Genomic DNA, 26,846 nt, shown 5'->3' with positions numbered 1-26,846 from the left:
TGGGCGGTAGGCAAGGATCAGCGCTTATGGACCTGCTGAACACGCTGGTGGAGAAGGGGCTGCGGCGCGAGCTGCCGACCCGTGAAGAAGCGCTCGCCGTACTGGCGACCTCCGACGACGAGCTGCTCGATGTGGTGGCGGCGGCCGGCAAGGTGCGCCGTCAGTGGTTCGGGCGGCGGGTGAAGCTCAACTACCTCGTCAACCTCAAGTCGGGGCTGTGCCCCGAGGACTGCTCGTACTGTTCGCAGCGGCTCGGCTCGAAGGCCGAGATCCTCAAGTACACGTGGCTGAAGCCGGACGAGGCGTCCCAGGCCGCCGCGGCGGGTGTCGCTGGCGGAGCCAAGCGGGTCTGCCTGGTGGCGAGCGGGCGCGGCCCGACGGACCGGGACGTCGAGCGCGTCGGCAGGACCATCGAGGCGATCAAGGAGCAGAACGAGGGCGTCGAGGTGTGCGCCTGCCTCGGTCTGCTCTCGGACGGCCAGGCGGAGCGGCTGCGGGACGCCGGCGCCGACGCGTACAACCACAACCTCAACACGTCCGAGGCGACGTACGAGGGGATCACCAAGACCCACACCTACGCGGACCGGGTCGACACCGTGCAGAAGGCGCACGCCGCCGGTCTGTCGGCCTGCTCCGGGCTGATCGCGGGCATGGGCGAGACCGACGAGGACCTGGTCGACGTCGTGTACGCGCTGCGCGACCTCGACTCGGACTCGGTGCCGGTCAACTTCCTCATCCCCTTCGAGGGCACGCCGCTCGCCAAGGAGTGGAACCTCACCCCGCAGCGCTGTCTGCGGATCCTCGCGATGGTGCGGTTCGTCTGCCCGGACGTCGAGGTGCGGATCGCGGGCGGGCGCGAGGTGCACCTGCGCTCGATGCAGCCGCTGGCGCTGAACATCGCGAACTCGATCTTCCTCGGCGACTACCTGACGAGCGAGGGCCAGGCCGGTCAGGCCGACCTCGACATGATCGCGGACGCCGGCTTCGAGGTGGAGGGCGCGGGCACGACGACGCTGCCCGCGCACCGGGCGGACGCGCTCGCGGCGGCGGGCGCCGTCGCGGCCGGCGGCTGCGGTTCGCACGGCTCGGTGGAGGGCGCGGGCTGTGGCTCGCAGGCTCCGGCGGAGGGCGCGGGCTGCGGCTCCGCCGGCGGGGGCTGCGGCCCCTGCGGCGGTCACGCGCCCGCCGCGGAGGTTCCCGCGGCCGAGGCCGCGGCGAACACCGCGCGGACGGACCTGGTGGCGGTACGCCGCCGGGGCGCCGGTACGGACCTCGCGCCGAATGCGTAACGACGAACTCCTCGCCCTGGACCGGGCCCACGTCTGGCATCCGTACGGCCCCATGCCGGGCCGTACGGACCCCCTCGTCGTCGAGTCCGCCTCCGGGGTGCGGCTGCGGCTCGCCGAACCCGCCGAGGGGCACGCCGAGTTGATCGACGGCATGTCCTCGTGGTGGTCGGCGATCCACGGCTACAACCACCCCGTGCTCAACGAGGCGGCGCGCGGTCAGCTCGACAAGATGAGCCACGTCATGTTCGGCGGGCTCACCCACGAGCCGGCCGTACGGCTCGCCGCCCGCCTCGTCGAGATCACCCCCGAGCCGCTGAAGCACGTCTTCCTCTCCGACTCGGGTTCGGTCGCCGTCGAGGTCGCGGTGAAGATGTGCCTCCAGTACTGGCGCTCGGTGGGCCGCCCCGGCAAGCAGCGGCTGCTCACCTGGCGCGGCGGCTACCACGGGGACACCTGGCAGCCGATGTCGGTGTGCGACCCGCAGGGCGGGATGCACGAGCTGTGGTCGGGGGTGCTCCAGCGGCAGGTGTTCGTGGACGCCCCGCCCGCCGCGTACGAGGAGTCGTACGCGGAGCTGCTGCGGACCGAGATCGCGCGTCACGCGGACGAACTGGCCGCCGTGATCGTGGAGCCGGTCGTGCAGGGCGCGGGCGGGATGCGGTTCCACGACCCGGCGTACCTGACGGTGCTGCGGGAGGCCTGCGACGCGCACGGCGTGCTGCTCGTCTTCGACGAGATCGCGACCGGCTTCGGACGGACGGGCACGCTCTTCGCCGCGGACCAGGCGGCGGTCTCCCCCGATGTCATGTGCGTGGGCAAGGCGCTGACGGGCGGTTATCTGTCGATGGCCGCGACGCTCTGCACGAGCCGCGTCGCCGACGGGATCTCCCGGGGCGATGTCCCGGTGCTGGCCCACGGGCCGACGTTCATGGGGAACCCGCTGGCGTCGGCGGTGGCCTGTGCCTCCCTCGACCTCCTGCTGTCGCAGGACTGGGCCGTGGACGTCAAGCGGATCGAGGCGGGTCTCCGGGAGGGGCTCGCTCCGGTCGCCGGCGTCCCGGGCGTGCGCGAGGTGCGGGTGCTCGGCGCGATCGGCGTCGTGCAGCTCGACCACGACGTCGACATGGCGGCGGCGACGCGGGCGGCGGTCCGGGAGGGCGTGTGGCTGCGCCCGTTCCGGGACCTGATCTACACGATGCCGCCGTACGTGACCGGTGACGAGGACCTGGCCCGGATCTGCGCGGGGGTCCGCGCGGCCGCCGCGGCGGGCTGACAGGACGGAAGGACAGGAACACAGTGGGAATCGTCGTGGTCTCCGGTACGGGGACGGAGATCGGCAAGACGGTCGTGACCGCGGCGGTGGCCGCCGTGGCCACGGCCGCGGGGCGGTCGGTCGCGGTCCTGAAGCCCGCGCAGACCGGGGTCGGGCCCGACGAGACGGGCGACGCCGACGAGGTGGTCCGGCTTTCGGGCGCCGCGGCCTCGGTCGAGCTGGGGCGGTTCCCGGAGCCGCTGGCTCCGGGCACGGCCGCCTTGCGGGCCGGACTCGCCCCGGTCGGGCCCCGGCAGGTCGCCGAGGCCGCCCGGGCCCTGGCCGCCTCGCACGACCTGGTGCTCGTGGAGGGGGCGGGCGGACTGCTCGTCCGCTTCGACGAGGAGGGCGGCACGCTCGCGGACGCGGCGGCGCTGCTCGGCGCCCCGGTCCTGTGCGTGGTCCCGGCGGGTCTTGGGACGCTCAACTCGACGGCCCTGACGGCCGAGGCGCTGGCGGCGCGCGGCATCGAGCAGCTGGGCGTGGTGGTCGGCAGCTGGCCGGCCGCGCCGGACCTGGCGGCCCGCTGCAACCTGGCGGACCTGCCGGAGTCGGCGGGCGCGCCGCTGCTCGGGGCCGTACCGGAGGGGTCGGGCGCGCTCGACCCCGAGGAGTTCCGCGCGGCGGCGGGCGGCTGGCTGGCGCCGGCGCTCGGCGGGACGTGGGACGCGGAGGCGTTCGCTGCGGACCACGCGGCGGACTTCGGGACGGGCTTCGGGACGGAGCTCGCGTCGGAGCGTGCGTCGGGACTCTCGACGGACCTCGCGGCGGATGTCGCGGCGGACGTGCCCGCCTGATGCCCGCCTGATCCGGGGCCGACTCCGTACGCTGGGGCCATGCGTGCTCACGTTCAGGAGATCGTCTTCGACTGTGCCGATCCGGCCGCCCTCGTCCGCTTCTGGGCGGGGCTCCTCGGCGGTGATCCGGTCGACCGCTCCGGCGACTGGTCGTACGTCGATCCGCCGGAGTTCGTCCGGCTCGCCTTCCAGCGCGTGCCGGAGGGCAAGTCGGTGAAGAACCGGGTCCATCTCGACCTGGAGGTGGCGGACCCGGACCGGGCCGCCACGGAGGCCGGGCCCGCCGGCGCGGTCCGCGTCGGCGGCCTCGTGACGGACGAGCAGGGCTCCTTCCAGGTCATGCGGGACCCGGAGGGCAACGAGTTCTGCTTCGTGACCGGGTGAGGGGCGCACCGTGACCTCCCCGCGCCCCGGACTCCCGGCGCCCCGCGTCCACCACCCCCTCTTCGCACGCTTCTACGCCCGCGTCAGCGTGTCGGCCGACACGCGCGGCGGGCTCGGTGCCCTGCGCGAGGAGCTGCTCGCCGGGCTCACCGGCCGGGTGATCGAGGTCGGTGCCGGGAACGGGCTGAACTTCGCGCACTACCCGGCCGGCGTCTCCGAGGTCGTGGCCGTCGAACCCGAACCCCGTCTGCGGCGGCTCGCCGAGGAGGCCGCGCTGCGGGCGCCCGTCCCGGTGACCGTACGGCCGGGCACGGCGGAGGCTCTGCCTGCGGAGGACGGTGTCTTCGACGCGGCCGTGGCCTCGCTGGTGCTCTGCACGGTGCGGAGCGTGCCGCAGGCCCTCGCGGAGGTACGGCGCGTCCTGCGCCCCGGCGGCGAGCTCCGTTTCTTCGAGCACGTGGCGGCGGGGACACCCGGGCTCGCGCGCGTGCAGCGGGGGCTGGACCGTACGGTCTGGCCGTTGTTCTTCGGCGGCTGTCACACCGCGCGGGACGCGCTCGGGGCGATCGGGGCGGCGGGTTTCGCCCTCGGCCCGTACCGCTCCTTCGACGTCCCGGAGAGCGGGCCGCGCCTGCCGTCCTCCCCGTGCGTCCTGGGCGTGGCCCGGCGGTGAGCGGCGTGTCCCATCCGCCGGAACTCCCTGGCACGGGCGCTGCCCCGCGTGATGGGATCCGGCCATGATCGATCTGCAGATACGTGCCGCCCTGCCCGACGAGGCCGAGGCCGTCCTGGACTTCTGGAAGGAGTCCGCCGAGGGGACGTCCATCTCGGACGACGTGCACGGGGTGACCCGGCTCGTCGGGCGGGACCCTGACGCGCTCATCCTCGCGCTGGCCGACGGTCTGATCGTGGGGTCCGTGATCGCCGGCTGGGACGGCTGGCGCGCCTCGCTCTACCGGCTCGCCGTGCTGCCCTCCCACCGTCGGCGGGGGATCTCCACGGCGCTGCTGCGCGCGGCCGACGAGCGGTTCGCCGCGCTCGGGGGCCGGCGCGTGGACGCGATGGTCCTGGAGGCGAACGAGACGGGCCGCCGGCTCTGGACGGCCGCCGGGTACGAGCGTCAGGACCAGTGGCGCCGGTGGGTGAAGCCGCTCGACGCCTGACCGTCCTCCTGCGGGCGAAGCACCTCGGCGGCCGATAACCACACTGCTTTGCTCGTCCTTTACCATGGTTCTTCATCCCGACGACCGAAAGGTGTGAGCGTCCGCCCATGGGCGAGCCTCCCAGTAGCACTGGTTCCACGTTCCGACATCGAGCGATCCCCTCCCCTCTGGCTGATCATGGGACGGAGGTGAACCGATGACCGAAGTGCTTCTGCTCGTCCTCGCGCTGCTGCTCTCGCTGGCGTGCGGCGCCTTCGTCGCGGCCGAGTTCTCGCTGACGACGGTCCAGCGCGGCGAGCTCGAAGAGGCCGCGGAGCGCGGCGAGCGCGGGGCGGCGAGCGCGCTCAAGGCCGTCCGTTCGCTGACGTTCCAGCTCTCCGGCGCCCAGCTCGGCATCACCGTCACCAACCTGGTCGTCGGCATGCTCGCCGAGCCCTCGGTCGCCAAGCTGATCCGGGGCCCGGTCGAGGCCCTCGGCCTCTCCCCCTCGGTGGCCTCCTCGGTCGCCCTCGTCCTCGGTACGGCCCTGTCGACCGTCGTCCTGATGGTCGTCGGCGAGCTGGTCCCGAAGAACTGGGCGATCTCCTCGCCCCTCGCGGTCGCGAAGGCGGTGGCGACCCCGCAGCGGGTGTTCACCGCCGCGTTCAAGCCGCTGATCAGCCACCTCAACAACACCGCGAACCGGATCCTGCGCCGTCTCGGCATGGAGCCGGCCGAGGAGCTGGCCTCCGCGCGTTCCCCGCAGGAGCTCGTGGCGCTCGCCCGGCACTCCGCGAAGGAGGGCGCCCTGGAGGCGGACACGGCCGAGCTGTTCGTCCGGACCCTCAACCTGGCGGAGCTGACCGCCGAGAACGTGATGACGCCCCGCGTCCAGGTCACCGCCCTGGAGGTGCAGGCCACCGCGGAGGACGTCGCGAACGCGACCCGCGCGACCGGGCTCTCCCGCTTCCCCGTCTACCGGGGCAACCTCGACTCGGTCGTCGGCATCGCGCACATCAAGGACGTGCTCGCCATACCGGCCGACGAGCGGGCGCGCCGCCGCATCGGCGAGATGCTGCGCGAGCCGCTGCTCGTCCCGGAGACCCTGACCGTGGACCGGCTGCTCGACCGGCTCTCCGGCAAGCAGACGATGGCCGTCGTCATCGACGAGTACGGCGGCACGGCCGGGGTCGTGACCCTGGAGGACATCGTCGAGGAGGTCGTCGGCGAGGTCCGCGACGAGCACGACCCGCACGAGACGCCGGACCTGGCGCGGGCGGGCGAGGACGCGGACGGCCGCGAGCTCTGGTCCGCCGACGGCGCCGCCCGTACGGACCAGGTGGGGGCGATCGGCCTCCGCGTGCCGGACGGCCCGTACGAGACGCTCGCGGGTGTCCTCGCGACCGAGTTGGGCCGTATCCCGGCCGTCGGCGACAGCGTGGAGCTGGCCGGCTGGCGGCTCGACGTGGTGGACGCCTCGGGGCGGCGCGCGGCGCGCGTGCTGCTGCACGCCCCCGCGCACGACACCACTGAGGACGAGACCGAGGAGGCCGGCCGATGATCGTCATCCAGCTGTTGATCGGTCTGCTGACCCTGGTCGTCAACGCGTTCTTCGTCGGCGCCGAGTTCGCCCTGATCTCGGTGCGCCGCAGTCAGGTCGAGCCGCTGGCCGAGGCCGGGAACCGGAAGGCGCGCAGCGTCATCTGGGGCCTGGAGCACGTCTCCGCGCTGCTCGCGGCGGCGCAGCTCGGCATCACCCTGTGCACCCTGGTCCTCGGCATCGTCGCCGAGCCGGCCATCGCGCACCTCCTGGAGCCGGTCTTCGACGCGGTGGGCGTGCCGCACGGCCTGGTCCACCCGATCTCGTTCGTGATCGCGCTGTCCGTGGCGACGTACCTGCACATGCTGCTGGGCGAGATGGTGCCGAAGAACATCGCGCTCGCGGAGCCGACGCGCACCGCGCTGCTCCTCGGCCCGCCGCTCGTGACGCTCGCGCGGGCGCTGCGGCCGGTGATCTTCACGATCAACGCCTTCGCGAACGCGCTGCTCAGGCTGTTGCGGGTGGAGGTCAAGGACGAGGTCGCGGCGACGTTCTCGGACGACGAGCTGGCCCGTATGGTCACCGACGCGGGCCACGCCGGGCTCCTGGACGACCGGGCCGCCGAGCGGCTGCACGACGCCCTGGAGCTGGGCCGCCGTCCGGTCCGGGACGTCGTGATGCCGGCGGAGAAGGTCGTGTACGCGCAGGTCGGCACCACTCCCGAGGAGCTGGAGGCGCTGTCGGCGTCGACGGGCTTCTCGCGTTTCCCCGTGGTCGACTCGGAGCGCCGGATCCTGGGCTATCTGCACGTCAAGGACGCCCTGGACGTCTCCCCGCGCGATCTGCCGTTCCCGGTGACGGCGCTGCGGCCGATCGCCCGGGTCCGGGCGGCCACGCCGCTGGACGACGTGCTGACCGCGATGCGCCGCAGTCGTACGCATCTGGCGGCGGTCCTCGACGAGGACGGCAAGCCGGCCGGTCTCGTGGCGATGGAGGACGTGCTGCGCGAGCTGGTGGGGCGTCCGGCGGCGCCGTGACACGTTCCCGTACGCGTACGGGATGACGAAGGGCCCCGGGAGTCTTCCCGGGGCCCTTCGGGCGTCTCGGAGGGCCCCTGTCGGAGCCGTGGTGTCAGAGTGCGGTGGCGGTCAGCCAGGCGTCGAGGAGGCCGCGGTCCCCGGCATGGGCGAAGCGCGGGTCGTCGGCGGCGTACCGGCGGTGCAGGAGGAGCAGCAGCTCGTCGCTGTCGGCCGTGACGCCCGCGGTCGGTTCCGCTTCCGCCGCTTCCGTACGCGCGGCGGACGCCGTGCTTCCGCGCCGCCAGGTGAAGCCGCCCCCGCCGAGCGTGAGCGTCCAGACCGTCCCGGTGTCGCGGGCCGTGAGCCGGAGCAGGTCGCCGTCGCGGTCGAGCTGGGCGATCCGTTCGGCGGTCCGGGGGACGTACAGGAGGGTGGCGAGGTGGTGCTCGATTCCCTCGGCCGCCGTGCCGGGGTCGATCGGTCCGGCCGTGCCGTCGAGGGCGAGCTCGGCGTCGGCGAGGTGCACGACGGCCTCGTGGAGCACATGGCGCGGGTAGTACCCGGCGCGCGGTTCGGGCCCCGGGGACCAGAGCGGGGCGTCCGGGTCGGCGGCGCGCAGGGTCGCGACGAGGGTCTCGGCGCCGGCGGCGAACCAGCCGGGGTACGCGGCGGGGTCCTGCGGCAGGTCGAGCGGGACGTCCCGGGCGGGGACCCGAGCGGTGGCCCCGGTGCGGACGAGGTGCTCCGCCCAGCGCTGGACGGTGCCGAGGTGCCGAGTCAGCTCGGCGAGGGTCCAGCCGGGGCAGGTGGGCACGGGGGTGGCGGGGTCGGCGTCCCGGACGGCGGCGACGAAGCGGCGGGCCCGCTCGGCGACGGCCTCGCAGGCGGCGTCGTGGGTGTCCTCGGTGAGGCCGAAGCCCTCCGAGACCTTGAGCAGCTCGTCCCGCCAGGGGCCCTCCGGCCGGCGCAGGGCCGCCGCGCGGAAGTGCCCGTCGAGGGCGCGCCGGTCGGCCGCCGGGAGCCCGGCGAGGGTGTCCGCCGTGACCTCCAGCCACGCCACCGCCGTGTCGGGGTCCAGGGTCTCGTCGTCGCTGGTCTCGACGGCCGTCACCAGCTCGGCCAGGGCCTCGGCCAGTGTGCTCAGCAGCGCGTCGCTCATCGGGTCTTCCCCTCCCGGGTTCTCCACGGCACCCCGCGCATACCGCGCGGTATGATCTCTCCGCCATGGAGATCAATGCCACCTACACCAGTCTCGTCGCCCTCGGCGACAGCTTCACCGAGGGTATGTCGGACCTGAAGCCCGACGGTTCCTACCGGGGCTGGGCCGACGTCCTCGCGGGCCGCCTCGCCGCCCGTACGCCCGACTTCCGCTACGCGAACCTCGCCGTGCGCGGAAAGCTCATCGGCCAGATCGTCGACGAGCAAGTCGACCTGGCCGCAGGCATGAAGGCCGATGTGGTGACCCTCGTCGGCGGGCTCAACGACACCCTCCGCCCCAAGGTCGACATGGTCCGGGTGCGGGACCTGCTGACCGAGGCAGTGGAACGCCTCACACCCTCCTGCGGACAGCTGGTCCTGATGCGCAGCCCCGGCCGCGAGGGGCCGGTCATGGAGCGCTTCCGCCCCCGCATGGAGGAGCTCTTCGTCCACCTCGACGAGCTCGCCGCCCGGCACGGCGCCCTCGTCGTCGACCTGTACGGGTCGTCGACGCTCGGCGATCCCCGGCTGTGGGACGTGGACCGGCTCCATCTGACCGCCGACGGACACCGGCGGGTGGCCGAGGCCGTGTGGCAGACGCTGGGCCTGCCGCCCGAGGACGACTGGCGGGCACCGCTGCCCCCGGCCGGGCGGCCCGGCTGGGCGACCCGGCGGATCGCGGACGCCCGCTTCGCCAAGGAGCACCTGGGCCCCTGGATCGGACGGCGCCTGACGGGCCGCTCCTCCGGCGACGGCCGCGCCCCGAAGCGTCCCGAACTCCTGCCGTACGAGGCGCCGGCCGGCCCGTGAGCCGGGCGCCGCGCGGGCGCGCGGCTCGGCCACAAGTTGGTCACCGATCCGCGACCGGCGCACAGGAACACTCGCCGCCGGGCAAGATCCCTGCCATGCCGGCCCCAACCCAACACGACGAGGCACGTGCGGTGTACCACCGCTGTCGACTCGGCAAGAGCGAACTCAACCGCCTCTTCAGCCTTGCGCCAGAAGGAATCTCTTCAGCCGCCGTCACCATCTCCACGCAGCGCAACAGCACCCGGTACACCGCGAACACCCTCACGGACCTTGTCGATCACGTCCGCAACTCCAACGTCCGTCGCGCCAACCGAGCCGTGCTCCAGCCGACCGTGGACATCCCGCAAGGATCCTGGTGGAGCCGGGCCTCCAGCGGCGACAAGATCGCCCTCGGCGCCCTCGGCGTCGGCTTCCTCAGCTTCCTCGTAGCCCTCGCCACTCTCGGCAAAGACCTCATTGAGTAGATCGGCCCCGAGACGCTCGAACCGCCTCGGGGCCCACCCGCGGCCTGGCCACGACGAAACCCGCCACCAGGAGGTGGCGGGCTTGTTTGCGTGGGTGATCGGCTACGAGTGGGTTCGACCTGCGCCACCGACCCGGGAAACCTCAGGTCGGAGAGTTCGATCGGCACGACCGGATGCTAAGCGGCCAGCTCCTGCTCGGCGCCCTTCGCCTCGGTCCAAGCCGCCACGAGTACCTGATAGATCCGCTGTTCGTCGGCGGTCAGTGCTCGCCGCTGTTCGCCGGCGCGGACCCACAGGGTGCGGATGGCATTGTTCAGGGCGTCGGGACTGGGAGTCTCTCTGTGGTGATCGGACATGAACACAAGGCTAGGCCGCGGACCTGACAAAGCCGGCACGCTGCGGGCGTGCGTTCCGCCACGCTGCCGCGATGACCAGGGGTGGCAAGCAGCCGAGAACGACATCCTTGGCCACACCACTGCGATCGGTAACCGAAACGCACCGAGTGCGAACGGAGTGCGGAATCCCACTCGCACCCCCGTCCCCGGACATATGGCCCCCGCTGCCGTGCGGCTGCCGACGCCCGCGCCTCCAGGACGACACGAGCATGGCCGGCCGACCGCCGGGGTCCAGCCGCTCCACGGTCTCGTGCCGCAGCGAGACTCCGACCGGCACGCCGCCGAGCAGCCCCGTCCACCGAGGGGGCGCCTTCGTGGGTTGCTACGACCGGCGTCTCACCTGCGCCTCACGGGCAGGCACACGAAGGCGCATAGATGTGCCCCATGACCTGCGACTTCAGCCACACCATGGACGTGTAACTACCTACATGGACGCCGGGTAAACTCTGTCCACGTGACTGCTGTGACTGCGAAGCCCCGCATCCCCAACGTTCTGGCCGGCCGCTACGCCTCCGCGGAGCTCGCCGTCCTCTGGTCCCCCGAGCAGAAGGTGAAGCTGGAGCGTCAGCTCTGGCTCGCCGTGCTGCGTGCGCAGAAGGACCTCGGGATCGAGGTTCCGGACGCCGCCCTCGCCGACTACGAGCGCGTTCTCGACCAGGTCGACCTCGGTTCCATCGCCGAGCGCGAGAAGGTCACCCGGCACGACGTGAAGGCCCGGATCGAGGAGTTCAACGCCCTCGCCGGCCACGAGCACGTCCACAAGGGCATGACCTCGCGCGACCTCACCGAGAACGTCGAGCAGCTCCAGATCCGCCTCTCCCTGGAACTGATGCGGGACCGTACGGTCGCCGTCCTCGGCCGTCTCGGCAAGCTCTCCGCCGAGTACGCGGAGCTGGTCATGGCCGGCCGCTCGCACAACGTCGCCGCGCAGGCGACCACCCTCGGCAAGCGTTTCGCGACCGCGGCCGACGAGCTGCTCGTGGCGTACGGGCGGCTTGAGGAGCTGCTCGGCCGCTACCCGCTGCGCGGCATCAAGGGCCCGGTCGGCACCGCGCAGGACATGCTGGACCTGCTCGGCGGGGACGCGGGCAAGCTCGCGGACCTGGAGCAGCGGATCGCCGGTCACCTCGGCTTCGCGCACGCCTTCACCTCGGTCGGCCAGGTCTACCCGCGCTCGCTCGACTACGACGTGGTCACCTCGCTGGTGCAGCTGGCCGCCGCGCCGTCGTCGATCGCCAAGACGATCCGCCTGATGGCGGGCCACGAGCTGGTCACGGAGGGCTTCAAGCCCGGCCAGGTCGGCTCCTCGGCGATGCCGCACAAGATGAACACCCGCTCCTGCGAGCGTGTCAACGGCCTGATGGTCATCCTGCGCGGCTACGCGTCGATGACCGGCGAGCTCGCCGGCGACCAGTGGAACGAGGGCGACGTGTCCTGCTCCGTGGTCCGCCGCGTCGCCCTGCCGGACGCCTTCTTCGCGCTGGACGGCCTCCTGGAGACCTTCCTCACCGTGCTCGACGAGTTCGGCGCCTTCCCGGCCGTCGTCGCCCGCGAGCTCGACCGCTACCTGCCCTTCCTGGCGACCACCAAGGTCCTCATGGGCGCCGTGCGCGCCGGGGTCGGCCGCGAGGTCGCCCACGAGGCCATCAAGGAGAACGCCGTCGCCTCCGCCCTCGCCATGCGCGAGCAGGGCGCCGAGCGCAACGAGCTCCTCGACAAGCTGGCCGCCGACGACCGGATCCCGCTGGACCGGGCGCAGCTCGACGAGCTGATGGCGGACAAGCTGTCCTTCACGGGCGCCGCCGCCGACCAGGTCGCGGTCGTGGTCTCCCGTATCGAGGAGATCCTCAAGCAGCACCCCGAGGCCGCCGCCTACACCCCCGGCGCGATCCTCTGACCGGGACTCCCCGGTTCACTCAGCAGGAGCTGGAGGCCGCCCGCGACCGCGTCGTTCCCGACGTGGCCGCGGGCGGCCTTTCCGTGCTCTTCTGCGGGATCAACCCGGGGCTCATGACGGCGGCGACGGGCCACCACTTCGCCCGTCCCGGCAACCGCTTCTGGCCGGTGCTCCACCTGTCCGGGTTCACCCCGCGGCAGCTGCGGCCCGACGAGCAGGAGGAGCTCCTGTCGTACGGGCTCGGGATCACGAACGTGGCGGCGCGGGCGACCGCGCGGGCCGACGAGCTGAGTCGGGAGGAGTACCGCGAGGGCGGGCGGATCCTGGTCGAGAAGGTGGAGCGGCTCGCGCCGCGGTGGCTCGCGGTCGTCGGTGTCACGGCGTACCGGACGGCCTTCGGCGAGCCGAAGGCGGCCATCGGGCCGCAGGAGCGGGTGATCGGCTCCACCCGGGTCTGGGCGCTGCCGAACCCGAGCGGTCTCAACGCCCACTGGACGGCGGCGACGATGGCCGAGGAGTACGCCAGGCTGCGGGAGGCCGCGCGGGCGACCGGTCCGTGAGCCGGGCCCTACGCCCGGGGCGGATCCGCGGTGGTCACGAGGGCGAGCAGTTGGAGCGGCAGCTCCTTGTCCCACTGGGAGACGCCCAGACCGATCCACCGCTCGCCGTCCCGCCACAGGATCAGCTCCGGGGTGTGGGCGCAGAGGGTGCCCCAGGGCTCCGGTAAGGACCCACCGGCCAGGCTCCGCTCCAGGACGGGCCAGAGGTCCAGCTCCGTCGGCGGGCCCCAGCGGGCGGTGAGCAGGGCGGCCAGCCCGTCCCGTTCCGCTTCGTACTGCTCCTCGGCGAGCGCCCGGCGGGTGCCGTCGTCCTCCCAGAAGTCCTCGCTCGTCGCGAGCTCCGCCAGGTGGAAGCCCGGAGCGCCCTCGGGACCGCCGGAGGGGCGGGCGCGGAGCTCGTCGATCGTCGCCAGGTGACGTGCCGTGGTCATGAGGCCAGTAAAGCGGCCGGCACTGACAGTTGGCGGCGCGTCAGGCGGTCCGGCGGGGGTTCGGTGGGCGTCCGGCGGGCGCGGTCCGGGGGCGGCACTCGCCGCACCCCGGACCATTGAGTACCATCCGCCGAAGAGGTGCACGAGCTGGGAGGACACACTGTGGGGCGGCTGACCGGCGGGGATCCGTCTCTGCTGCGGCGGATCAACTCCGCGGTGGTACTTCATGCCCTGAGGGGCGCCGACGCGCCGACGCTCACGGATCTGACCCGGATCACGGGTCTGTCGCGGCCGACGGTCGAAGGCGTCGTCGAAGGGCTCATGGAGGGCGGGCTCGTCGTCGAGTCGGCTCCCGAGGAGGGCGAGGCCCGGCGCCAGGGGCGTCCGGCACGGAGGTTCCGCTTCCGCGCGGAGGCCGGTCATCTCCTCGGCATCGAGATCGGCCCGCACCGCGTGGCCGCCCTGCTCTCGGGTCTGGACGGCCGGATCATCGGCGCCGGGTCCCGCGAGGTGTCGGAGACGGCCCCCGAGGACGAGCGTCTGGACAAGGTGCGCACGGTCGTCGCCGACGTGCTGCGCAGGGCCGGGGTCGCCCGGTCCAATCTGCGGGCCGTCGGCGTCGGAACGCCCGGCATCGTGGAGGCCGACGGCACCGTCCGCCTCGGCACGGCGCTGCCCGGCTGGACGGGCCTCGCGCTCGGCGAGCGGCTGCGCCGCTCCTTCCGCTGCCCGGTGATCGTCGAGAACGACGCGAACGCGGCGGCGGTGGCCGAGCACTGGAAGGGCGCCGCGACCGACTCGGACGACATCGTCTTCGTCCTCGCGGGGCTGAGCCCGGGCGCCGGTTCGCTGATCGGCGGCCGGCTGCACCGCGGCTACGGCGGGGCGGCCGGGGAGATCGGCGCCCTGCACCTGCTGGGCCGCGGGGTCACCCCCGAGCACCTCCTGTCGACCACCGACGAGCCGCTGCATCCGCTGGACGAGCAGGCGGTCGCCGAGGTCTTCGCGCTGGCCCGCAAGGGCGACGCGCGGGCGGAGGCGGCAGTGGACCGGTTCATCCAGCGGCTCGTGCACGACGTCGCGGCGCTGGTCCTGGCGATCGACCCCGAGCTCGTGGTCGTCGGCGGCTGGGCCGCCGGGCTCGACGGCGTCCTCCCGCCGCTCCGCGAGGAGCTGGCGCGCTTCTGCCTGCGGCCGCCGCGCGTGGTGCTCTCGCTGCTCGGCGAGGCCGCCGTGGGCACGGGTGCGCTGCGGCTGGCCCTGGACCACGTCGAGGAGCAGCTCTTCGCGGTCGACGGAACGGTGACGGCCCGCCGCTGAACCGCCGGAGTGGCGGTCCCTCGACGGGCCGTCGCGCGGAGCGCGGGGTGTCAGGAGGCCATGACCAGGTCGACCGAGTCGCCGAAGGTGAGGCGGCAGGTGTCGGCGCGGTACGTGGCGACCGAGACGGCTGCGGTGCGCCCCTCGGAGAGGTAGCGGGTCGTCACGACGAGGACGGGCGCGCCCGGCAGCCGGTCGAGCTCCTTGGCGTCGTCGGCGCGGGCGGAACCGAGCTCCACGGAGCGGTCCTGGCCGTCGAGGGCGAGGTGCTGGAGCTCGCGGAGCACCGTACGGGCGCGGGCGGGGCCCACGGGGGCGTCGATGGCGCTGAGGCCCGGCACCGAGGAGGCCGGCACGTACAGCAGCTCGGCGGCGACCGGCTGGCCATGGGTGACGCGGATGCGGCGCACGACGTGCACCCGCTCGTCCGCGGCGGTCTCCAGGACGCGCGCGACGGCGGCCGGGGCCACGTCGCTGGCGGAGTCCTGGGACTCCCAGGTCTCGTCGCCGACGCCGGGCCAGGCGTGCTGGGCGGTGGAGACGTCCACGCCGACGCGCGGCGGGGCGACCGTGGTGCCGACGCCCCGGCGGCGCTGGAGGCGGCCCTCCAGCTCCAGCTGCTCCAGGGCCTGGCGGAGCGTGGCCCGGGCGACGCCGAAGCGCGCCGCGAGCTCCCGCTCGTTGGGCAGGATCTCTCCGACGGCGAAGTCCGAGTCGAGCGCTTCGCCGATCACTGTCTTGAGGTGCTGGTACTTCGGCTCCGGTACCGTTTCCAGCTGCGTGGTCCCCACCCTGATCCTCCGCAATTCGCCGTGTCCCGCGGCGTTTTTCCGCGCCCTTGTTTATTAAAGGTTCCTGCACTAACTCTGTGACCATAAGGCGAGCCACCCCCTTGGTCAAGACCAATCCTCCGCCAAACGGCCCCGAATGTGACCCTCTGACCTAGATCGTTCACAGGACGTTCGCGCCCCCGTGAGCCCTGCGCAGCAATGCGCAGCAAAAGGCCCCGCCACCCGGGGACGGGAGGCGGGGCGGTACCGCGGTGCTCGCCGGGGGTCAGGGGCCGGCGAGGCCCTGGAGCTTGTCGGGGTTCCGGATGATGTAGACGCACTGGACGCGCCCGTCGCGCACCTCGACCTGGAAGACCGAGTCCGGCCTGCCGTCCACGAAGGCGATCACGGCGGGAGCGCCGTTGAGCTCGGCGAAGCGGTACTCGTAGACGGTCTCCACTCCCGTCGCCACGCCCCGGAAGAAGCGGCCGATCTTGTCGGCGCCCTCGATGATCCGCAGCGGGGCCTTGGACTTGCCGCCGCTGTCACCGACGAGGCGTGCGTCCGGGGCGAGCAGGGCGAGGAGCTCGCCGAGGTCGCCGCCGGAGGCGGCGGAGAGGAAGCGCTCGGTGAGGTCCCGGCGCTCGGTCGGGTCGACGTCGTACCGCGGCTTGCCCTCGTCGACGTGGCGCCGGGCCCGTCCCGCGAGTTGGCGCACGGCCGCCTCGGAGCGGTCGAGCGCGGTGGCGATCTCGCCGAAGGGGAAGCCGAAGGCCTCGCGCAGCACGAAGACGGCCCGCTCCAGGGGGGAGAGGGCCTCCAGGACGACGAGGACCGCCAGCGAGACGGAGTCGGCGAGGAGGGCGCGCTCGGCGGTGTCGGGGGCGGTCGGGCCGAAGTCGGTGACGACGGGCTCGGGCAGCCACGGGCCGACGTAGGACTCGCGGCGCGCCTGGGCCTGCCGCAGCCGGTCGATGGCGAGCCGGGTGGTGGTCCGTACGAGGAAGGCGCGCGGCTCGCGGACGGCGGCGCGGTCCTGGGCGGTCCAGCGGAGCCAGGCCTCCTGGACGACGTCCTCGGCGTCGGCGGCACGCCCGAGCATCCGGTAGGCGACGCCGAGGAGCATCTTGCGGTGTTCCTCGAAGACGTCGGTCAGGGTGTCGCCGGTCAGGACGTCGTCGGCCAGGACGTCGGTCGGCGTGGTCGGGATATCGGAGGGCACACGTCCATCCCAGCCGACCGTCACCGTCCTGTCCAGTTTCCGCCCCTGGGTCTTGAACTCCTCGCTACTGGTCGGTACTTCTTGCCGCCGAGCCGCCCGAAGAGCATCAGGGGGCGTCCGCGCCGAGCACGCCCTGCCCGCCGCCCGGCTCGTGCGGCTGCCCGGCTGCGGTCACGTGCCCGTGAACGACGACTCGGCTCTCGCCGCCCGCGTGCTCCTGGACGGCGGCCGCCGAGCTCCGGCGCGTGAACAGACCGGTGCCCAGGGCCGCCCCGGCGCCCACGAGGAGGCTGCCGGCCGCCTGCGGGAGGCCGAAGGCGGCGCCCGCGACGACGGCGGCGCTCAGCGCGGCGGCGACCGGGATCGCCCCGGTGTAGAGGGTGGCCCGCTCCATGCCGATCCGCTGGACGCCCATGTAGAAGAGGACGAATCCGACGACCGTGGCCAGGGCGGCCTGCCAGACCAGGGCGCCCGTCTCCACGGCCGTCGGCGTCCGGACGAACGCGGCCCCGTCGACGGCCAGGCCGAGGAGTGTCGCCTCGACCGCGCCGACCCCGCACACGGCGGCGGTCAGCAGCTTCGGCCCGAGCAGACGCAGCACCGGCACGGCGAGCACGGTGAACCCCACCTCGCCCGCGAGCGCCGCCACCGACCAGCCGATGCCGGCCAGGTCCGTCCGCCCCCAGCCCTGCACGGTGAAGGCGCCCGCGGCGACGAGCAGGGCCCCGTACAGGACGGCGGGGGCGGGCTTGCGGCCGTCGGCCAGGGGGACGAGGACGGCGACGACGACCGGGGCGCAGCCGACCAGGACACCGGGGACGGCCGGTTCGGCGGTCCGCTCGGCGGCGAGCACCGCGAGGTTGAAGCCGACCATGCCGACGCCCGCGACCGCGCCGAGCCGCAGCCAGTGGCGGAGCGTCAGGGTCCGGAGCGGGGCGAGGCCGCCGCGGCCGAGCAGCGGGAGCAGGAGCAGACAGGCGGCCGCGTAGCGCAGCGCCTGTCCGCCCGCGTACGGATAGGCGCCGAGGAGGCTGTTCGCGGTGAAGGAGGCGCCCACCAGGGCGTAGGCGAGGGTCACGAGGAGGACGCCGCGCAGGGAGTTCGCGTTCATGGTCCCGACGCTAGGAAGCGGGGCGGTCCCGGTTAAGGGCCACTTTCCCCGCGCCATCGGGGACCACTTCGGCTCCTCTTCCGTTCCTCTTCGACTCCTCCTCCCTTCTTCGCCCGTTCCTCGCTCGTTCCTCGTCTTGGTGCGGGGCGTGTCACCCTTGATCTCCGCACGTCAGGAACTCGTCAAGACGTGCAGGGCAGGGGGTGGAGGGTCCGTGTCGGAGAGGGAGCCGGCCGAGGGGTACCTGGAGGGGTACGCCGAGATGCTGACGGGCGTGTGCGCGGCGGGCCGCAGGCTCACCCGCGACGAGCGCGAGGCCCTGCGCTCCGGGGGCGAGCGGGCCGCGGAGGCGGGCGTCGGCCTGCGGGTCCTCGTCCGCGCCCATCTGTCGGCCGCGCAGCGGGTCCTTCCGGACGTGCCGCACTCCGCCGTCCGTGATCTGCTGAGCGCCGTGGAGCAGGCCGTCGACGCCCTCGCCGAAGGGCACGAGCGGGCGCAGCGCCTGGCGATACGCCAGGAGGAGGCCGCGCGGCGGGAGTTCGTCGACGACCTCCTCTACGGGCGCAGCGACCTGGGGAGGCTCGCCGAGCGCGCGGTGCGCTTCGGGCTGCTCCTGTCGCACGCCCATGCCGTGGCCGTGGCGCGGGGCCCGGAGCCGTACGACGACGGCTGCGCGGTCACGCGGGCCGTCGAGTCCTCGCTCTTCGCCCGCTTCGGCGACCGCCGGATCCTGCTCACCACCAAGGACGGGCGGCTGATCTGCCTGGCCCCGGCGGACGAGCCCGAGGTGCTCGCCCACTTCGCCAAGCAGGCGTACGCGGCGACCGACGGCGGCCAGGTCGCCGTCGGCCGCGCGCACCCGGGCGCCGGCGGCGTCGTCCACTCGTACGAAGAGGCCCTCAACGCCCTCGACCTCGCCACCCGCATGGACCTGGACGACCCGGTCCTCCACGCCGCGGACCTCCTCGTCTACCCGGTCCTCGCCCGCGACCGGCAGGCCATGGCTGATCTCGTCCACACCGTCCTGGGCCCGCTCCAGCAGGCGCGCGGCGGCCCGAAGCCGCTGCTCGACACCCTTGCCGCGTACTTCGACACCGGCTGCGTCACCGCGCAGGCCGCCCGCCGTCTCAGCCTCAGCGTGCGGGCCATGACGTACCGCCTCGACCGCATCCACCGTCTGACGGGCTCGGATCCCGGCGACCCGGTCCAGCGCTACACCCTCCAGACGGCCGTCGTCGGTGCCCGGCTCCTCGGCTGGCCCGACCGGCCGCTGTGACGGCATCAAGAACGCGTAAAGACTGCCGGGATCCGGCAATGAACAGGCGTGCTGTTCCGTGAAAACCTCCTCGTAGGGGCCGAACAGGGCCGTACGGGACGGGGTGGCGCGCATGGGGTGGTTTCTGGGTCTCGGCAGCGCGGGCCTCGTCCTGCTGGCTCTCTCCCTGATCTTCGACGGCGTCCTCGAAGGGATCGCCGACTCGTTCGGCGGCGGCCTGGCCGGCGGGCTCGACGGGCTCCTCTCGCTGCCGGTGATCGCCGGATTCGTCTCCGCCCTGGGGTTCACGGGGGCCATCGCGACGGGCGCCGCGGGCGCCGGGCCCCTGGCCGCGACCCTCACGGGCGTCGCCGTGGGCGCCCTCGTGGCCTGGCTCACCTGGCGGTTCAGCCGGGCGCTGCTCCGGGACGGCGCGGCGCCGGCCCCGCGGGGCGAGGACCTGACGGGTACGTCGGGTGCGGTGGTCACGGCGATTCCCGCCGGAGGCTACGGCGAGGTCCTGCTGCATCTGGGCGGGCAGCCGGTCAAGTACGCGGCGAAGGCCGCGGAGCCGGTGGCGCGGGGCGCCGAGGTGTGGGTGGAGTCCGTGCTGTCGCCGACGTCGGTGACCGTCCGCCCCGTCGAGCGCTGACCCCCCTCCCCCGCCGCCCTTCACGTTTCTTCCATCCCAGGAGAGTTCACCATGAGTCCTGTTCTGGCCGCCGTCGTGGGCATCGTCGTCCTCGTCGTGCTCCTCGGCCTCGCCGTCGTCACCCGCTACAAGGTCGCCGGGCCCAGCGAGGCGTTCATCATCACGGGCCGGCGCGGCAAGCAGGCGACCGATCCCGCCACCGGCCGGGTGTTCACCGACAACAGCGGCCAGAAGGTCGTGGTCGGCGGCGGAGTGTTCGTCGTGCCGTTCGTGCAGCAGAAGTTCACCCTCGACCTGTCGAGCCGGCACATCCCGGTCGCGGTACGCGGCGCGGTCACCCTGCGCGGCGTGAAGGCCAACCTGGAGGGCGTCGCGATCGTCAAGGTCGGCGGCACCGAGGACTCGATCCGGGCGGCCGCGCAGCGGTTCCTCATGCAGCAGGACGGCATCGTCGGCTTCACCCAGGAAGTGCTGTCCGGCGCGCTGCGGTCCATCGTCGGCCGCATGTCGGTCGAGGACATCATCCGGGACCGCGCGGCCTTCGCCGGGCAGGTCGCCGAGGAGGCCGAGGCCAGCCTGTCCGGGCAGGGCCTGGTCCTCGACGCCTTCCAGATCCAGGACATCACCACCGAGGGCTCCTACCTGGAGGACCTCGGGCGCCCCGAGGCCGCCCGGGCCAAGCAGGAGGCGGACATCGCCGAGGCCGTCGCCCGCCGGGCCGCCGAACAGGCCCGGCTGAAGGCGGAGGAGGAGATCGCGATCGCACAGCGGACCCTCTACCTGAAGCAGGCCGAGATCAAGGCCCAGACCGACGAGGCCGCTGCCCAGGCGAACGCGGCCGGACCGCTCGCCGACGCCGCCCGGCAGCAGGACATCCTGGCCGAGCAGGAGAAGGTCGCCGCCCGCCAGGCCGCGCTCACCGACCGCCAGCTCGACACGCAGGTCCGCAAGCCCGCCGACGCCGCCCGCTACCAGGCCGAGCAGGAGGCGGAGGCGCGCCGTATCGGCCTGGTCAAGGAGGCCGAGGCGGACGCCCAGCGGGCCAGGCTCACCGGTGAGGGCGAGAAGGCCCACCGCGCGGCGCTCGCCGACGCCGTACGCATCGAGGGCGAGGCGCAGGCCGCGGCCATCGCGGCGCGGGGCTCCGCCGAGGCCGAGGCGATGGAGAAGAAGGCCGACGCCTTCGCACGGTACGGCGACGCCGCCGTCCTCCAGATGGTCGTCGAGGTCCTGCCGCAGGTCGTCGCCAAGGCGTCCGAGCCGCTCGCGGCCGTCGACAAGATGACGGTCATCTCCACGGACGGGGCGAGCCGGCTGACCCGTACCGTCACCGACAACGTCGCCCAGGGCATGGAGCTCCTCTCCTCCACGACCGGCGTCGACCTCGCCCAGCTCCTCCAGGGCCTCACGCAGCGGAAGCCCGTACCGGCGCCGACCGTGCCGTCCGACGACGGATCGATCGAGATCAACGGCTAGGCCGCCCTGTCCGCGGCCCTCGGCAGGTGGCGGAGGGCGAAGGCGCCGAGTGCGGCGTGGAGGACGGCCGCGACGACCGCGGCGGTGTGCAGACCGGTGACGAAGGCCGACTTCGCGTCGTCGACGACGACGGGTACGAGGCCGGGGATCCGGAGCGTCTCGGGGAGGGTGCCGGCGAGGTCGGGGCCCTGCACCCGGAAGACAAGGGCCGCCAGCGAGCCGAGGAGCGCGATGCCGAGGGCGTTGCCGAGCTCGTTGCCGGTCTCGGCGATCGCCGCCGCGGCCCCGGCGCGTTCCGCCGGGACCGCGGCGATGGCGGTGTCGGCGACGACGCTGAAGGAGATGCCGTATCCGGCGCCGGCGACGACGGTGGAGGCGACGTACCAGCCGATGCCGCCGGAGACGCCGGTGGCCGGCAGCAGGAGGAGGCCCGCGGCGATGAGGAAGTGGCAGGTGACGAGTGCGGCCCGGGTCCCGACCCGCGCGGCGAACGCCGGGGTGACGACGCAGGTGACGGTGAGCACCGCGGCGCCGGGCAGCGCGACGAGAGCGGCGTCGAGGACGGTCAGCCCCAGGACCGACTGGAGGTAGACGCCGCCGAGGTAGGCCACCGCCGACCACGCGGCCAGCGGCAGGAACCCGGTGACGGCCGCGATCGCGAACACCCGGTCGCGGAAGAGGCGGAAGTCGATCAGCGGGTGTTCGAGGCGCAGTTGGCGCCGGACGAACCGCCCCAGGGTGACGAGCCCGACCGCCCCCGCGACCACCGATGTCGCCGTCGGCCCGTCCGCGGCGGCGGACTTGACCGCGTAGACGGTGAGCAGGATGCCCAGCGCGGAGAGCGGAACGCTCAGGACGTCGACGCGACCGCTCCCGGTGGGGCGCACCTCGCGGAGCAGGACCGGGGCCAGGACCAGGAAGAGGAGGACGACGGGGAGATTCACGAGGAAGACCGACCCCCACCAGAAGCTGCTCAGCAGCCGTCCGCCGACGACCGGACCGATCGCGAAGCCGGCGGCGAAGGTGGCCGCGAAGACGCCGATCGCCCGAGCCCGCCGGCGCGGGTCGGGGAAGAGTTCGCCGAGGACCGCCAGCGCCGACGGCAGCAGCGTCGCACCGGCGACACCCATCAACGCCCGGAAGGCGATGAGCAGTTCCGGCCCGGGGGCGAAGGCCGCTCCCGCCGAGGCCGCGCCGAACACCGCCGCCCCGGTCATCAGGAGCCTCAGCCGCCCGTACCGGTCGCCGATGTTCCCGAAGGCGATGAGCAGGGACCCGACGGCGAATCCGTAGACGTCGAGGATCCACAACGCCTGACCGGCGGTGGGCGACAGGGCCTCGGAGACCGAGGGCATCGCCAGGAACAGGACCGAGCCGTCCATCGCGACCAGCAGCACCGGGCCGAGTACCACCAGCAGACCGAGCCGGGCCCGCAGCCCGGAGGAGGGGGAGACACGCTGTGCGTCCATGTGTCGTGTGTTCATGCGTCCGACGGTGCGGTGCCGGCCGCGCGGCAACCATCCCCGTGGCGTGGGTACACCTCACAGGTGCACCCACGCCAGGACCGCGGCGCCTAGGCTCGCGGTCATGGAACGGGAGAGCCTCGGGGCCTATCTCAAGACCCGCCGCGACCGGGTCACACCCGCCGACGTCGGACTCCGCGTCTACGGCACCGCCCGTCGCGTCCCCGGCCTGCGCCGCGAGGAGCTCGCCCAGCTCGCCGGCGTGAGCGCCGGCTACTACACGCGGCTGGAGCAAGGGCAGGGCGGTACGGCGTCCGAGCAGGTCCTCGACGCGCTGGCGGGCGCGCTGCGGCTCGACTCCGCCGAGCGGGCCCACCTGCACAACCTGGCGCGTCAGCCCACCACGCCCCAGCTGGTCCGCCCCCGCCCGGAGAAGCCCCACCGGCGGGTGCTGTCGCTCCTGGCGTCCCTGGGGGAGAGCACGCCCGCCGTCGTGCTCGGCCGCCGCGGCGACGTGCTGGCCTGGAACCGCACCGGACACGCCCTCGTCGCGGAACACGTCGCCTTCGACGCACCGCACGATCCCGCGCGGCGGCCGTCCGTACCCCGCATGTTCTTCCTCGACTCCCTCACCCGGGACCTGCACGGGAACTGGGACGAACTCGCCCGGATCCACGTCGCCTACCTGCGGCTCACCGCGGGCCGGTACCCCACCGACGCCCGGCTCGCCGAACTGATCGGCGAACTCACCATGCGCAGCCGGGTCTTCGCCGGCCTGTGGGCCAAGGGCGACGTCGCGGACTGCACGGTGGGCACCATGCGGCTGCGGCATCCGACCGTCGGCGGCGTCGACGTCGACTACCAGGTGTGGCTCCAGCCCGAGAGCCCCGACCACCGGCTGGAGATCTACACGCCGAACGACAGCGCGTCGGCCGAGGCTCTGCGGACGCTGTCGCAGCAGGTCGCCGAGGGGCGGGAGCCCGGCGGCGCCGGGGCCGGCCCGCCCGCCGACTGCACGTCCCTCGACGGCCCGTCCTCCGACGGCCTGTCCTCCGACGGCCCGTCTCCCGAGGGGCAGTTCCCGCCGCAGCAGGAGCCGCGTACCGCGCACGGCATACTCGTCGGGAGTGGACCCCGGACAGGATCGTGAGGCGGACGTGCCCGTACCCGACCGGCCCGGCGGTACGCGCCAGGGCGCCCAGCCGGCCTGGGAGTTGCTGCTTCCGGCGGCCGGCGCGCCCGCGCGGCGGCGGGGGCGGGCCCTCCAGGAGGCGCTGCGGGACGCGGTGCGCTCGGGGCGGCTGACCCCGGGGACCCGGCTGCCGTCGAGCCGTGAGCTCGCCGCCGACCTCGGCGTCTCGCGGGGCCTGGTCACCGAGGCGTACGAGCAGCTCACCGCCGAGGGGTACCTGCGCAGCGACCGGGGCGCGGGGACCTGGGTGGGCGGCGCGGCACGCTCGGCCGTGCGCGGCGCCCACGACCTGGCGCCCGGGATGACCGGCGTCCGGGTGGACTTCCATCCGGGCACCCCGGACCTGTCGCTGTTCCCGAGGGCCGCGTGGGCGGCGGCCCACCGGTCCGTCCTGGCGCGCCTGCCGCACCCGGCGCTCGGCTACCCGGACCCGCGCGGGCTGCCCGAGCTGCGCGAGGCCCTGGCCGGGATGCTGGCGCGGCGGCGGGGCGTGGTGGCCGACCCGGAGCGGCTCGTGGTGTGTTCGGGCGTGGCGCAGGCGTCGACGCTGCTCGGTTTCGTGCTGCGGGCGCGGGGGCTGCGCACGGTCGGCGTCGAGGATCCGGGCAGCCCCGAGCACGGGCGGCTGTTCGCCTCGACCGGCATGGACACGCGGTGGCTGCCGCTGGACGAGGAGGGGCTGCGACCCGGGCCGCTCGCCGACTCCGGGGTGCGCGCGGTGGTCGTGACGCCCTCGCACCAGTTCCCGTCCGGGATCAGCTGGTCGGCGGAGCGGCGCGCCGCGCTCCTCGACTGGGCGCGGCGGGTGGACGGCTACGTCCTGGAGGACGACTACGACGGCGACTTCCGGTACGACCGGGCGCCGGTCGGCGCGCTCCAGGGGCTCGACCCGGAGCGCGTCGTCTACGCGGGGACGGTCAGCAAGTCGCTGGCGCCGGGGCTGCGGCTCGGCTGGATGCTCGTCCCGGGGGCGCTGCTCGGCGAGGTCGTGGAGCGGAAGCGGACGATGGACCTCGGCAATCCCGTACTCGATCAGGCGGTGCTCGCGGAGTTCGTGACGCGCGGCGGGTACGACCGGCAGTTGCGGCGCTGTCAGCGCGCCTACCGGGAGCGGCGGGACGCGCTGCTCGCCGCGCTCGACGAGCATCTGCCGGGCACGCGGGTGAGCGGGATCGCGGCCGGGCTGCACGTCATCGCGCGCGTGCCGGGCCGGTTCGGGCCGCCCGCGCGGTTCCTGGCGCGGGCGGCGGAGACGGGTGTGGCGCTGCGGCCGCTGGAGGACTACGGCACGGCGCGGCCGGACGACGGGGACGTACGGCTGGTCGTCGGGTACGCGCATCTGTCGCCGTCGGTCATCGCGCGGGGCATCCGGCTCGTGGCGGAGGCGGTGGGCCGTCCCGGCCGGGAGTGATCTGTTCACGCGGGGTTGGTGTGGGCGCCGCCCCCGGCCGTTAGGCAGGGGGCGGCGGCGCGACTCCGCGCCCGGACGCGTCCTTGGAGGTCTTCGATGTCCCACCCCGTGCCCGGTTCCTCCCCCTCCCCCGCGCGGCGCGGTGTGCTGCGCGGGTCGCTGGCCGCCTCTGCGGCAATCGCGCTCGGCGGCGCCGGCCTGGCGGCGCCGGCGTTCGCGCTCTCGGGGCGGCCGCGGGCCGCCTGGGGCGTGCAGACGGGCGACGTCACGGCCTCCTCCGGCCTGGTGTGGGTGCGGTCGGACCGGCCCGCGCGCATGCTCGTCGAGACGTCGGCGAGCGAGTCGTTCCGGCGGGTACGGCGCCACCACGGGCCGCTGATCGGCGCGGACACGGACCACACCGGCACGGCGGCGCTGCGCGGGCTGCCGGCCGGCGAGCAGATCCACTACCGGGTGACGCTCGCGGACCCGGACGATCCGCGCCGGACGGGCGAGCCCGTCGTCGGCACCTTCCGTACGGCCCCGGAACGGCGGCGCGACGGCGTCCGTTTCCTGTGGTCGGGGGACATCGCCGGGCAGGGCTGGGGCATCAACCCGGACATCGGCGGCTTCCGCGCGTACGAGGAGATGCGCCGTCTCGATCCGGACTTCTTCCTGTGCAGCGGCGACTCGATCTACGCCGACGGGGTCGTCCAGCCGAGCGTGACGCTGCCCGACGGGCGGATCTGGCGGAACGTCACGACACCGGAGAAGTCGAAGGTCGCGGAGACGCTCGACGAGTACCGGGGCAACTTCCGTTACAACCTCCTCGACCACAACGTCCGGGCGTTCAACGCGCAGGTGCCCTCGGTGGTGCAGTGGGACGACCACGAGGTGCGCAACAACTGGTACCCGGGCCAGATCCTGGACGACGCGCGCTACACGGAGAAGGACGTGGACGTCCTTGCCGCCCGTGCGCTGCGGGCCTTCGGCGAGTACACGCCGGTCTCCACCCTGCACGCGCGCGGGAAGGACCGTCGCATGCACCGGGTGGTGCGGTACGGGCCGCTGCTCGACGTGTTCGTGCTCGACATGCGCTCGTACCGGAACGCCAACTCCCCCGGCCGGCAGGCCGACGACACCACGGGCATCCTGGGCGCGGAGCAGCTGGCCTGGCTGAAGCGGGAACTGGCCGCGTCCACGGCGGTGTGGAAGGTGCTGGCGGCGGACATGCCGCTCGGCCTGGTCGTACCGGACGGTTCCGCGAACTTCGAGGCGGTCGCGCAGGGCGACCCGGGCGCTCCGCTGGGCCGCGAGCTCCAGATCGCAGAGCTGCTGCGGTTCGTGAAGCACCGCCGGATCACCGGCACGGTGTGGCTGACGGCGGACGTGCACTACACGTCGGCGCAGCACTACGCGCCGGAGCGGGCGGCCTTCCAGGACTTCGCGCCCTTCTGGGAGTTCGTGTCGGGTCCGCTGGCGGCGGGCGGGTTCCCGGCGAACGCGCTGGACGCGACCTTCGGTCCTGAGCGGGTGTTCGTCCGGGCGCCGGAGCGGGCGAACCTGTCGCCGATGGAGAGCCCGCAGTACTTCGGCGAGGTCGACATCGACGGACACAGCGGCGAGCTGACGGTGCGGCTCCGGGCCGAGGGCGGATCGGTGCTGTTCAGCAAGGTGCTGCGGCCGGGGCTCGTCGGGCAGTAGGCCAACGGGCCGCGACCGGGTCTCGTCGGGCGGTAAGTCCTGGTCGGAGGCGGT

General features: G+C 73.8%; 26 protein-coding genes. 19 read left to right on the top strand and 7 right to left on the bottom strand.

Annotated features, from left to right (window positions below; genetic code table 11):
- Positions 1–26: 26 nt before the first annotated feature.
- The 8 genes from bioB to ACZ6K0_RS26840 all read left to right on the top strand — a co-directional run bounded on the left by bioB (position 27) and on the right by ACZ6K0_RS26840 (position 7,501).
- Positions 27–1,289 carry a biotin synthase BioB gene (bioB, locus tag ACZ6K0_RS26875; RefSeq protein WP_469232503.1) on the top strand — a complete coding sequence of 421 codons (1,263 nt, stop codon included), beginning with the start codon at positions 27–29 and terminating at the stop codon, positions 1,287–1,289.
- Complete coding sequence (locus ACZ6K0_RS26870) at positions 1,282–2,562, top strand: adenosylmethionine--8-amino-7-oxononanoate transaminase (RefSeq protein ID WP_469232505.1); 1,281 nt, start codon at positions 1,282–1,284, stop codon at positions 2,560–2,562. Before bioB ends, ACZ6K0_RS26870 begins: the two co-directional genes overlap by 8 nt.
- A 23-nt stretch (positions 2,563–2,585) precedes the next feature.
- Positions 2,586–3,398: a dethiobiotin synthase gene (gene bioD / locus ACZ6K0_RS26865; protein ID WP_469232507.1), complete on the top strand. Its 813-nt coding sequence runs from the start codon at positions 2,586–2,588 to the stop codon at positions 3,396–3,398.
- Between the two features lie 39 nt (positions 3,399–3,437).
- The gene (locus tag ACZ6K0_RS26860; RefSeq protein WP_376396865.1) at positions 3,438–3,782 is read left to right on the top strand and encodes a VOC family protein; all 345 of its coding nucleotides are present in this window, start codon (positions 3,438–3,440) and stop codon (positions 3,780–3,782) included.
- A 10-nt stretch (positions 3,783–3,792) separates the two neighbouring features.
- Positions 3,793–4,455 carry a class I SAM-dependent methyltransferase gene (locus tag ACZ6K0_RS26855; RefSeq protein ID WP_469232510.1) on the top strand — a complete coding sequence of 221 codons (663 nt, stop codon included), beginning with the start codon at positions 3,793–3,795 and terminating at the stop codon, positions 4,453–4,455.
- 64 nt (positions 4,456–4,519) lie between these two features.
- On the top strand, positions 4,520–4,945 hold the full coding sequence (locus ACZ6K0_RS26850) for a GNAT family N-acetyltransferase (RefSeq protein WP_376396871.1): 426 nt from the start codon (positions 4,520–4,522) through the stop codon (positions 4,943–4,945).
- 196 nt (positions 4,946–5,141) lie between these two features.
- Positions 5,142–6,485 (top strand): hemolysin family protein, encoded by a 1,344-nt coding sequence (locus ACZ6K0_RS26845; RefSeq protein WP_376396874.1) that lies wholly within the window; start codon positions 5,142–5,144, stop codon positions 6,483–6,485.
- Positions 6,482–7,501, top strand: a complete 1,020-nt coding sequence (locus ACZ6K0_RS26840) for a hemolysin family protein (RefSeq protein WP_376396877.1) — start codon at positions 6,482–6,484, stop codon at positions 7,499–7,501. Before ACZ6K0_RS26845 ends, ACZ6K0_RS26840 begins: the two co-directional genes overlap by 4 nt.
- A gap of 94 nt (positions 7,502–7,595) precedes the next feature.
- On the opposite strand, the gene ACZ6K0_RS26835 is transcribed toward ACZ6K0_RS26840, so the two are convergent.
- Positions 7,596–8,642 carry a maleylpyruvate isomerase N-terminal domain-containing protein gene (locus ACZ6K0_RS26835; RefSeq protein ID WP_469232513.1) on the bottom strand — a complete coding sequence of 349 codons (1,047 nt, stop codon included), beginning with the start codon at positions 8,640–8,642 and terminating at the stop codon, positions 7,596–7,598.
- Between the two features lie 65 nt (positions 8,643–8,707).
- Between ACZ6K0_RS26835 and ACZ6K0_RS26830 the strand changes: the two genes are divergently transcribed.
- Positions 8,708–9,490, top strand: coding sequence for an SGNH/GDSL hydrolase family protein (locus ACZ6K0_RS26830; RefSeq protein WP_469232514.1), 783 nt, complete (start codon positions 8,708–8,710; stop codon positions 9,488–9,490).
- A 95-nt stretch (positions 9,491–9,585) separates the two neighbouring features.
- Positions 9,586–9,954, top strand: a complete 369-nt coding sequence (locus ACZ6K0_RS26825; protein ID WP_469232516.1) for a hypothetical protein — start codon at positions 9,586–9,588, stop codon at positions 9,952–9,954.
- A 176-nt stretch (positions 9,955–10,130) separates the two neighbouring features.
- Here the strand turns inward: ACZ6K0_RS26825 and ACZ6K0_RS26820 are convergent, their stop codons facing one another.
- Entirely contained in the window at positions 10,131–10,310 is a 180-nt protein-coding gene (locus ACZ6K0_RS26820; RefSeq protein ID WP_376396901.1) for a hypothetical protein, read from the bottom strand.
- 493 nt (positions 10,311–10,803) lie between these two features.
- Here ACZ6K0_RS26820 and purB point away from each other — a divergent pair, with 493 nt between their 5' ends.
- Entirely contained in the window at positions 10,804–12,246 is a 1,443-nt protein-coding gene (gene purB / locus ACZ6K0_RS26815) for an adenylosuccinate lyase (protein ID WP_376396904.1), read from the top strand.
- 62 nt (positions 12,247–12,308) lie between these two features.
- Entirely contained in the window at positions 12,309–12,806 is a 498-nt protein-coding gene (gene mug, locus ACZ6K0_RS26810) for a G/U mismatch-specific DNA glycosylase (RefSeq protein WP_376396907.1), read from the top strand.
- 8 nt (positions 12,807–12,814) lie between these two features.
- Here the strand turns inward: mug and ACZ6K0_RS26805 are convergent, their stop codons facing one another.
- Complete coding sequence (locus tag ACZ6K0_RS26805) at positions 12,815–13,237, bottom strand: hypothetical protein (protein ID WP_376396910.1); 423 nt, start codon at positions 13,235–13,237, stop codon at positions 12,815–12,817.
- Positions 13,238–13,399: 162 nt separating this feature from the next.
- Between ACZ6K0_RS26805 and ACZ6K0_RS26800 the strand changes: the two genes are divergently transcribed.
- On the top strand, positions 13,400–14,557 hold the full coding sequence (locus tag ACZ6K0_RS26800; protein WP_376396913.1) for an ROK family transcriptional regulator: 1,158 nt from the start codon (positions 13,400–13,402) through the stop codon (positions 14,555–14,557).
- A 50-nt stretch (positions 14,558–14,607) separates the two neighbouring features.
- Here the strand turns inward: ACZ6K0_RS26800 and ACZ6K0_RS26795 are convergent, their stop codons facing one another.
- The 3 genes from ACZ6K0_RS26795 to ACZ6K0_RS26785 form a co-directional block, all read right to left on the bottom strand.
- Entirely contained in the window at positions 14,608–15,348 is a 741-nt protein-coding gene (locus ACZ6K0_RS26795; protein ID WP_376396915.1) for a GntR family transcriptional regulator, read from the bottom strand.
- A 265-nt stretch (positions 15,349–15,613) separates the two neighbouring features.
- Positions 15,614–16,498 (bottom strand): RNA polymerase sigma-70 factor, encoded by an 885-nt coding sequence (locus tag ACZ6K0_RS26790; protein ID WP_376397289.1) that lies wholly within the window; start codon positions 16,496–16,498, stop codon positions 15,614–15,616.
- A gap of 157 nt (positions 16,499–16,655) precedes the next feature.
- On the bottom strand, positions 16,656–17,660 hold the full coding sequence (locus tag ACZ6K0_RS26785) for an EamA family transporter (protein WP_376396918.1): 1,005 nt from the start codon (positions 17,658–17,660) through the stop codon (positions 16,656–16,658).
- 262 nt (positions 17,661–17,922) lie between these two features.
- Here ACZ6K0_RS26785 and ACZ6K0_RS26780 point away from each other — a divergent pair, with 262 nt between their 5' ends.
- From ACZ6K0_RS26780 to ACZ6K0_RS26770, 3 genes are all read left to right on the top strand, one after another.
- Positions 17,923–18,936 carry a PucR family transcriptional regulator gene (locus tag ACZ6K0_RS26780; RefSeq protein WP_376397292.1) on the top strand — a complete coding sequence of 338 codons (1,014 nt, stop codon included), beginning with the start codon at positions 17,923–17,925 and terminating at the stop codon, positions 18,934–18,936.
- Between the two features lie 112 nt (positions 18,937–19,048).
- Entirely contained in the window at positions 19,049–19,567 is a 519-nt protein-coding gene (locus ACZ6K0_RS26775; RefSeq protein ID WP_376396921.1) for a hypothetical protein, read from the top strand.
- 51 nt (positions 19,568–19,618) lie between these two features.
- Positions 19,619–21,043 carry a flotillin family protein gene (locus ACZ6K0_RS26770; protein ID WP_376396923.1) on the top strand — a complete coding sequence of 475 codons (1,425 nt, stop codon included), beginning with the start codon at positions 19,619–19,621 and terminating at the stop codon, positions 21,041–21,043.
- On the opposite strand, the gene ACZ6K0_RS26765 is transcribed toward ACZ6K0_RS26770, so the two are convergent.
- A complete protein-coding gene (locus ACZ6K0_RS26765; protein ID WP_469232519.1) occupies positions 21,040–22,527 on the bottom strand; it encodes an MFS transporter in 1,488 nt (495 codons plus the stop codon). The two genes, ACZ6K0_RS26770 and ACZ6K0_RS26765, sit on opposite strands and share 4 nt — an antisense overlap.
- A gap of 103 nt (positions 22,528–22,630) precedes the next feature.
- On the opposite strand from ACZ6K0_RS26765, the gene ACZ6K0_RS26760 reads away from it, so the two are divergent.
- From ACZ6K0_RS26760 to ACZ6K0_RS26750, 3 genes are all read left to right on the top strand, one after another.
- Positions 22,631–23,656: a helix-turn-helix transcriptional regulator gene (locus tag ACZ6K0_RS26760; protein ID WP_469232520.1), complete on the top strand. Its 1,026-nt coding sequence runs from the start codon at positions 22,631–22,633 to the stop codon at positions 23,654–23,656.
- Between the two features lie 7 nt (positions 23,657–23,663).
- Positions 23,664–25,109 (top strand): MocR-like pyridoxine biosynthesis transcription factor PdxR, encoded by a 1,446-nt coding sequence (gene pdxR, locus ACZ6K0_RS26755; protein ID WP_469232677.1) that lies wholly within the window; start codon positions 23,664–23,666, stop codon positions 25,107–25,109.
- A gap of 96 nt (positions 25,110–25,205) precedes the next feature.
- On the top strand, positions 25,206–26,792 hold the full coding sequence (locus tag ACZ6K0_RS26750; RefSeq protein ID WP_376396932.1) for an alkaline phosphatase D family protein: 1,587 nt from the start codon (positions 25,206–25,208) through the stop codon (positions 26,790–26,792).
- Positions 26,793–26,846 lie beyond the last annotated feature (54 nt).

The organism is Streptomyces sp. NPDC042346 (assembly GCF_055581845.1).
The sequence above is the reverse complement of the archived record's forward strand: the minus strand, read 5'-3'. Positions and strand labels throughout refer to the sequence as shown.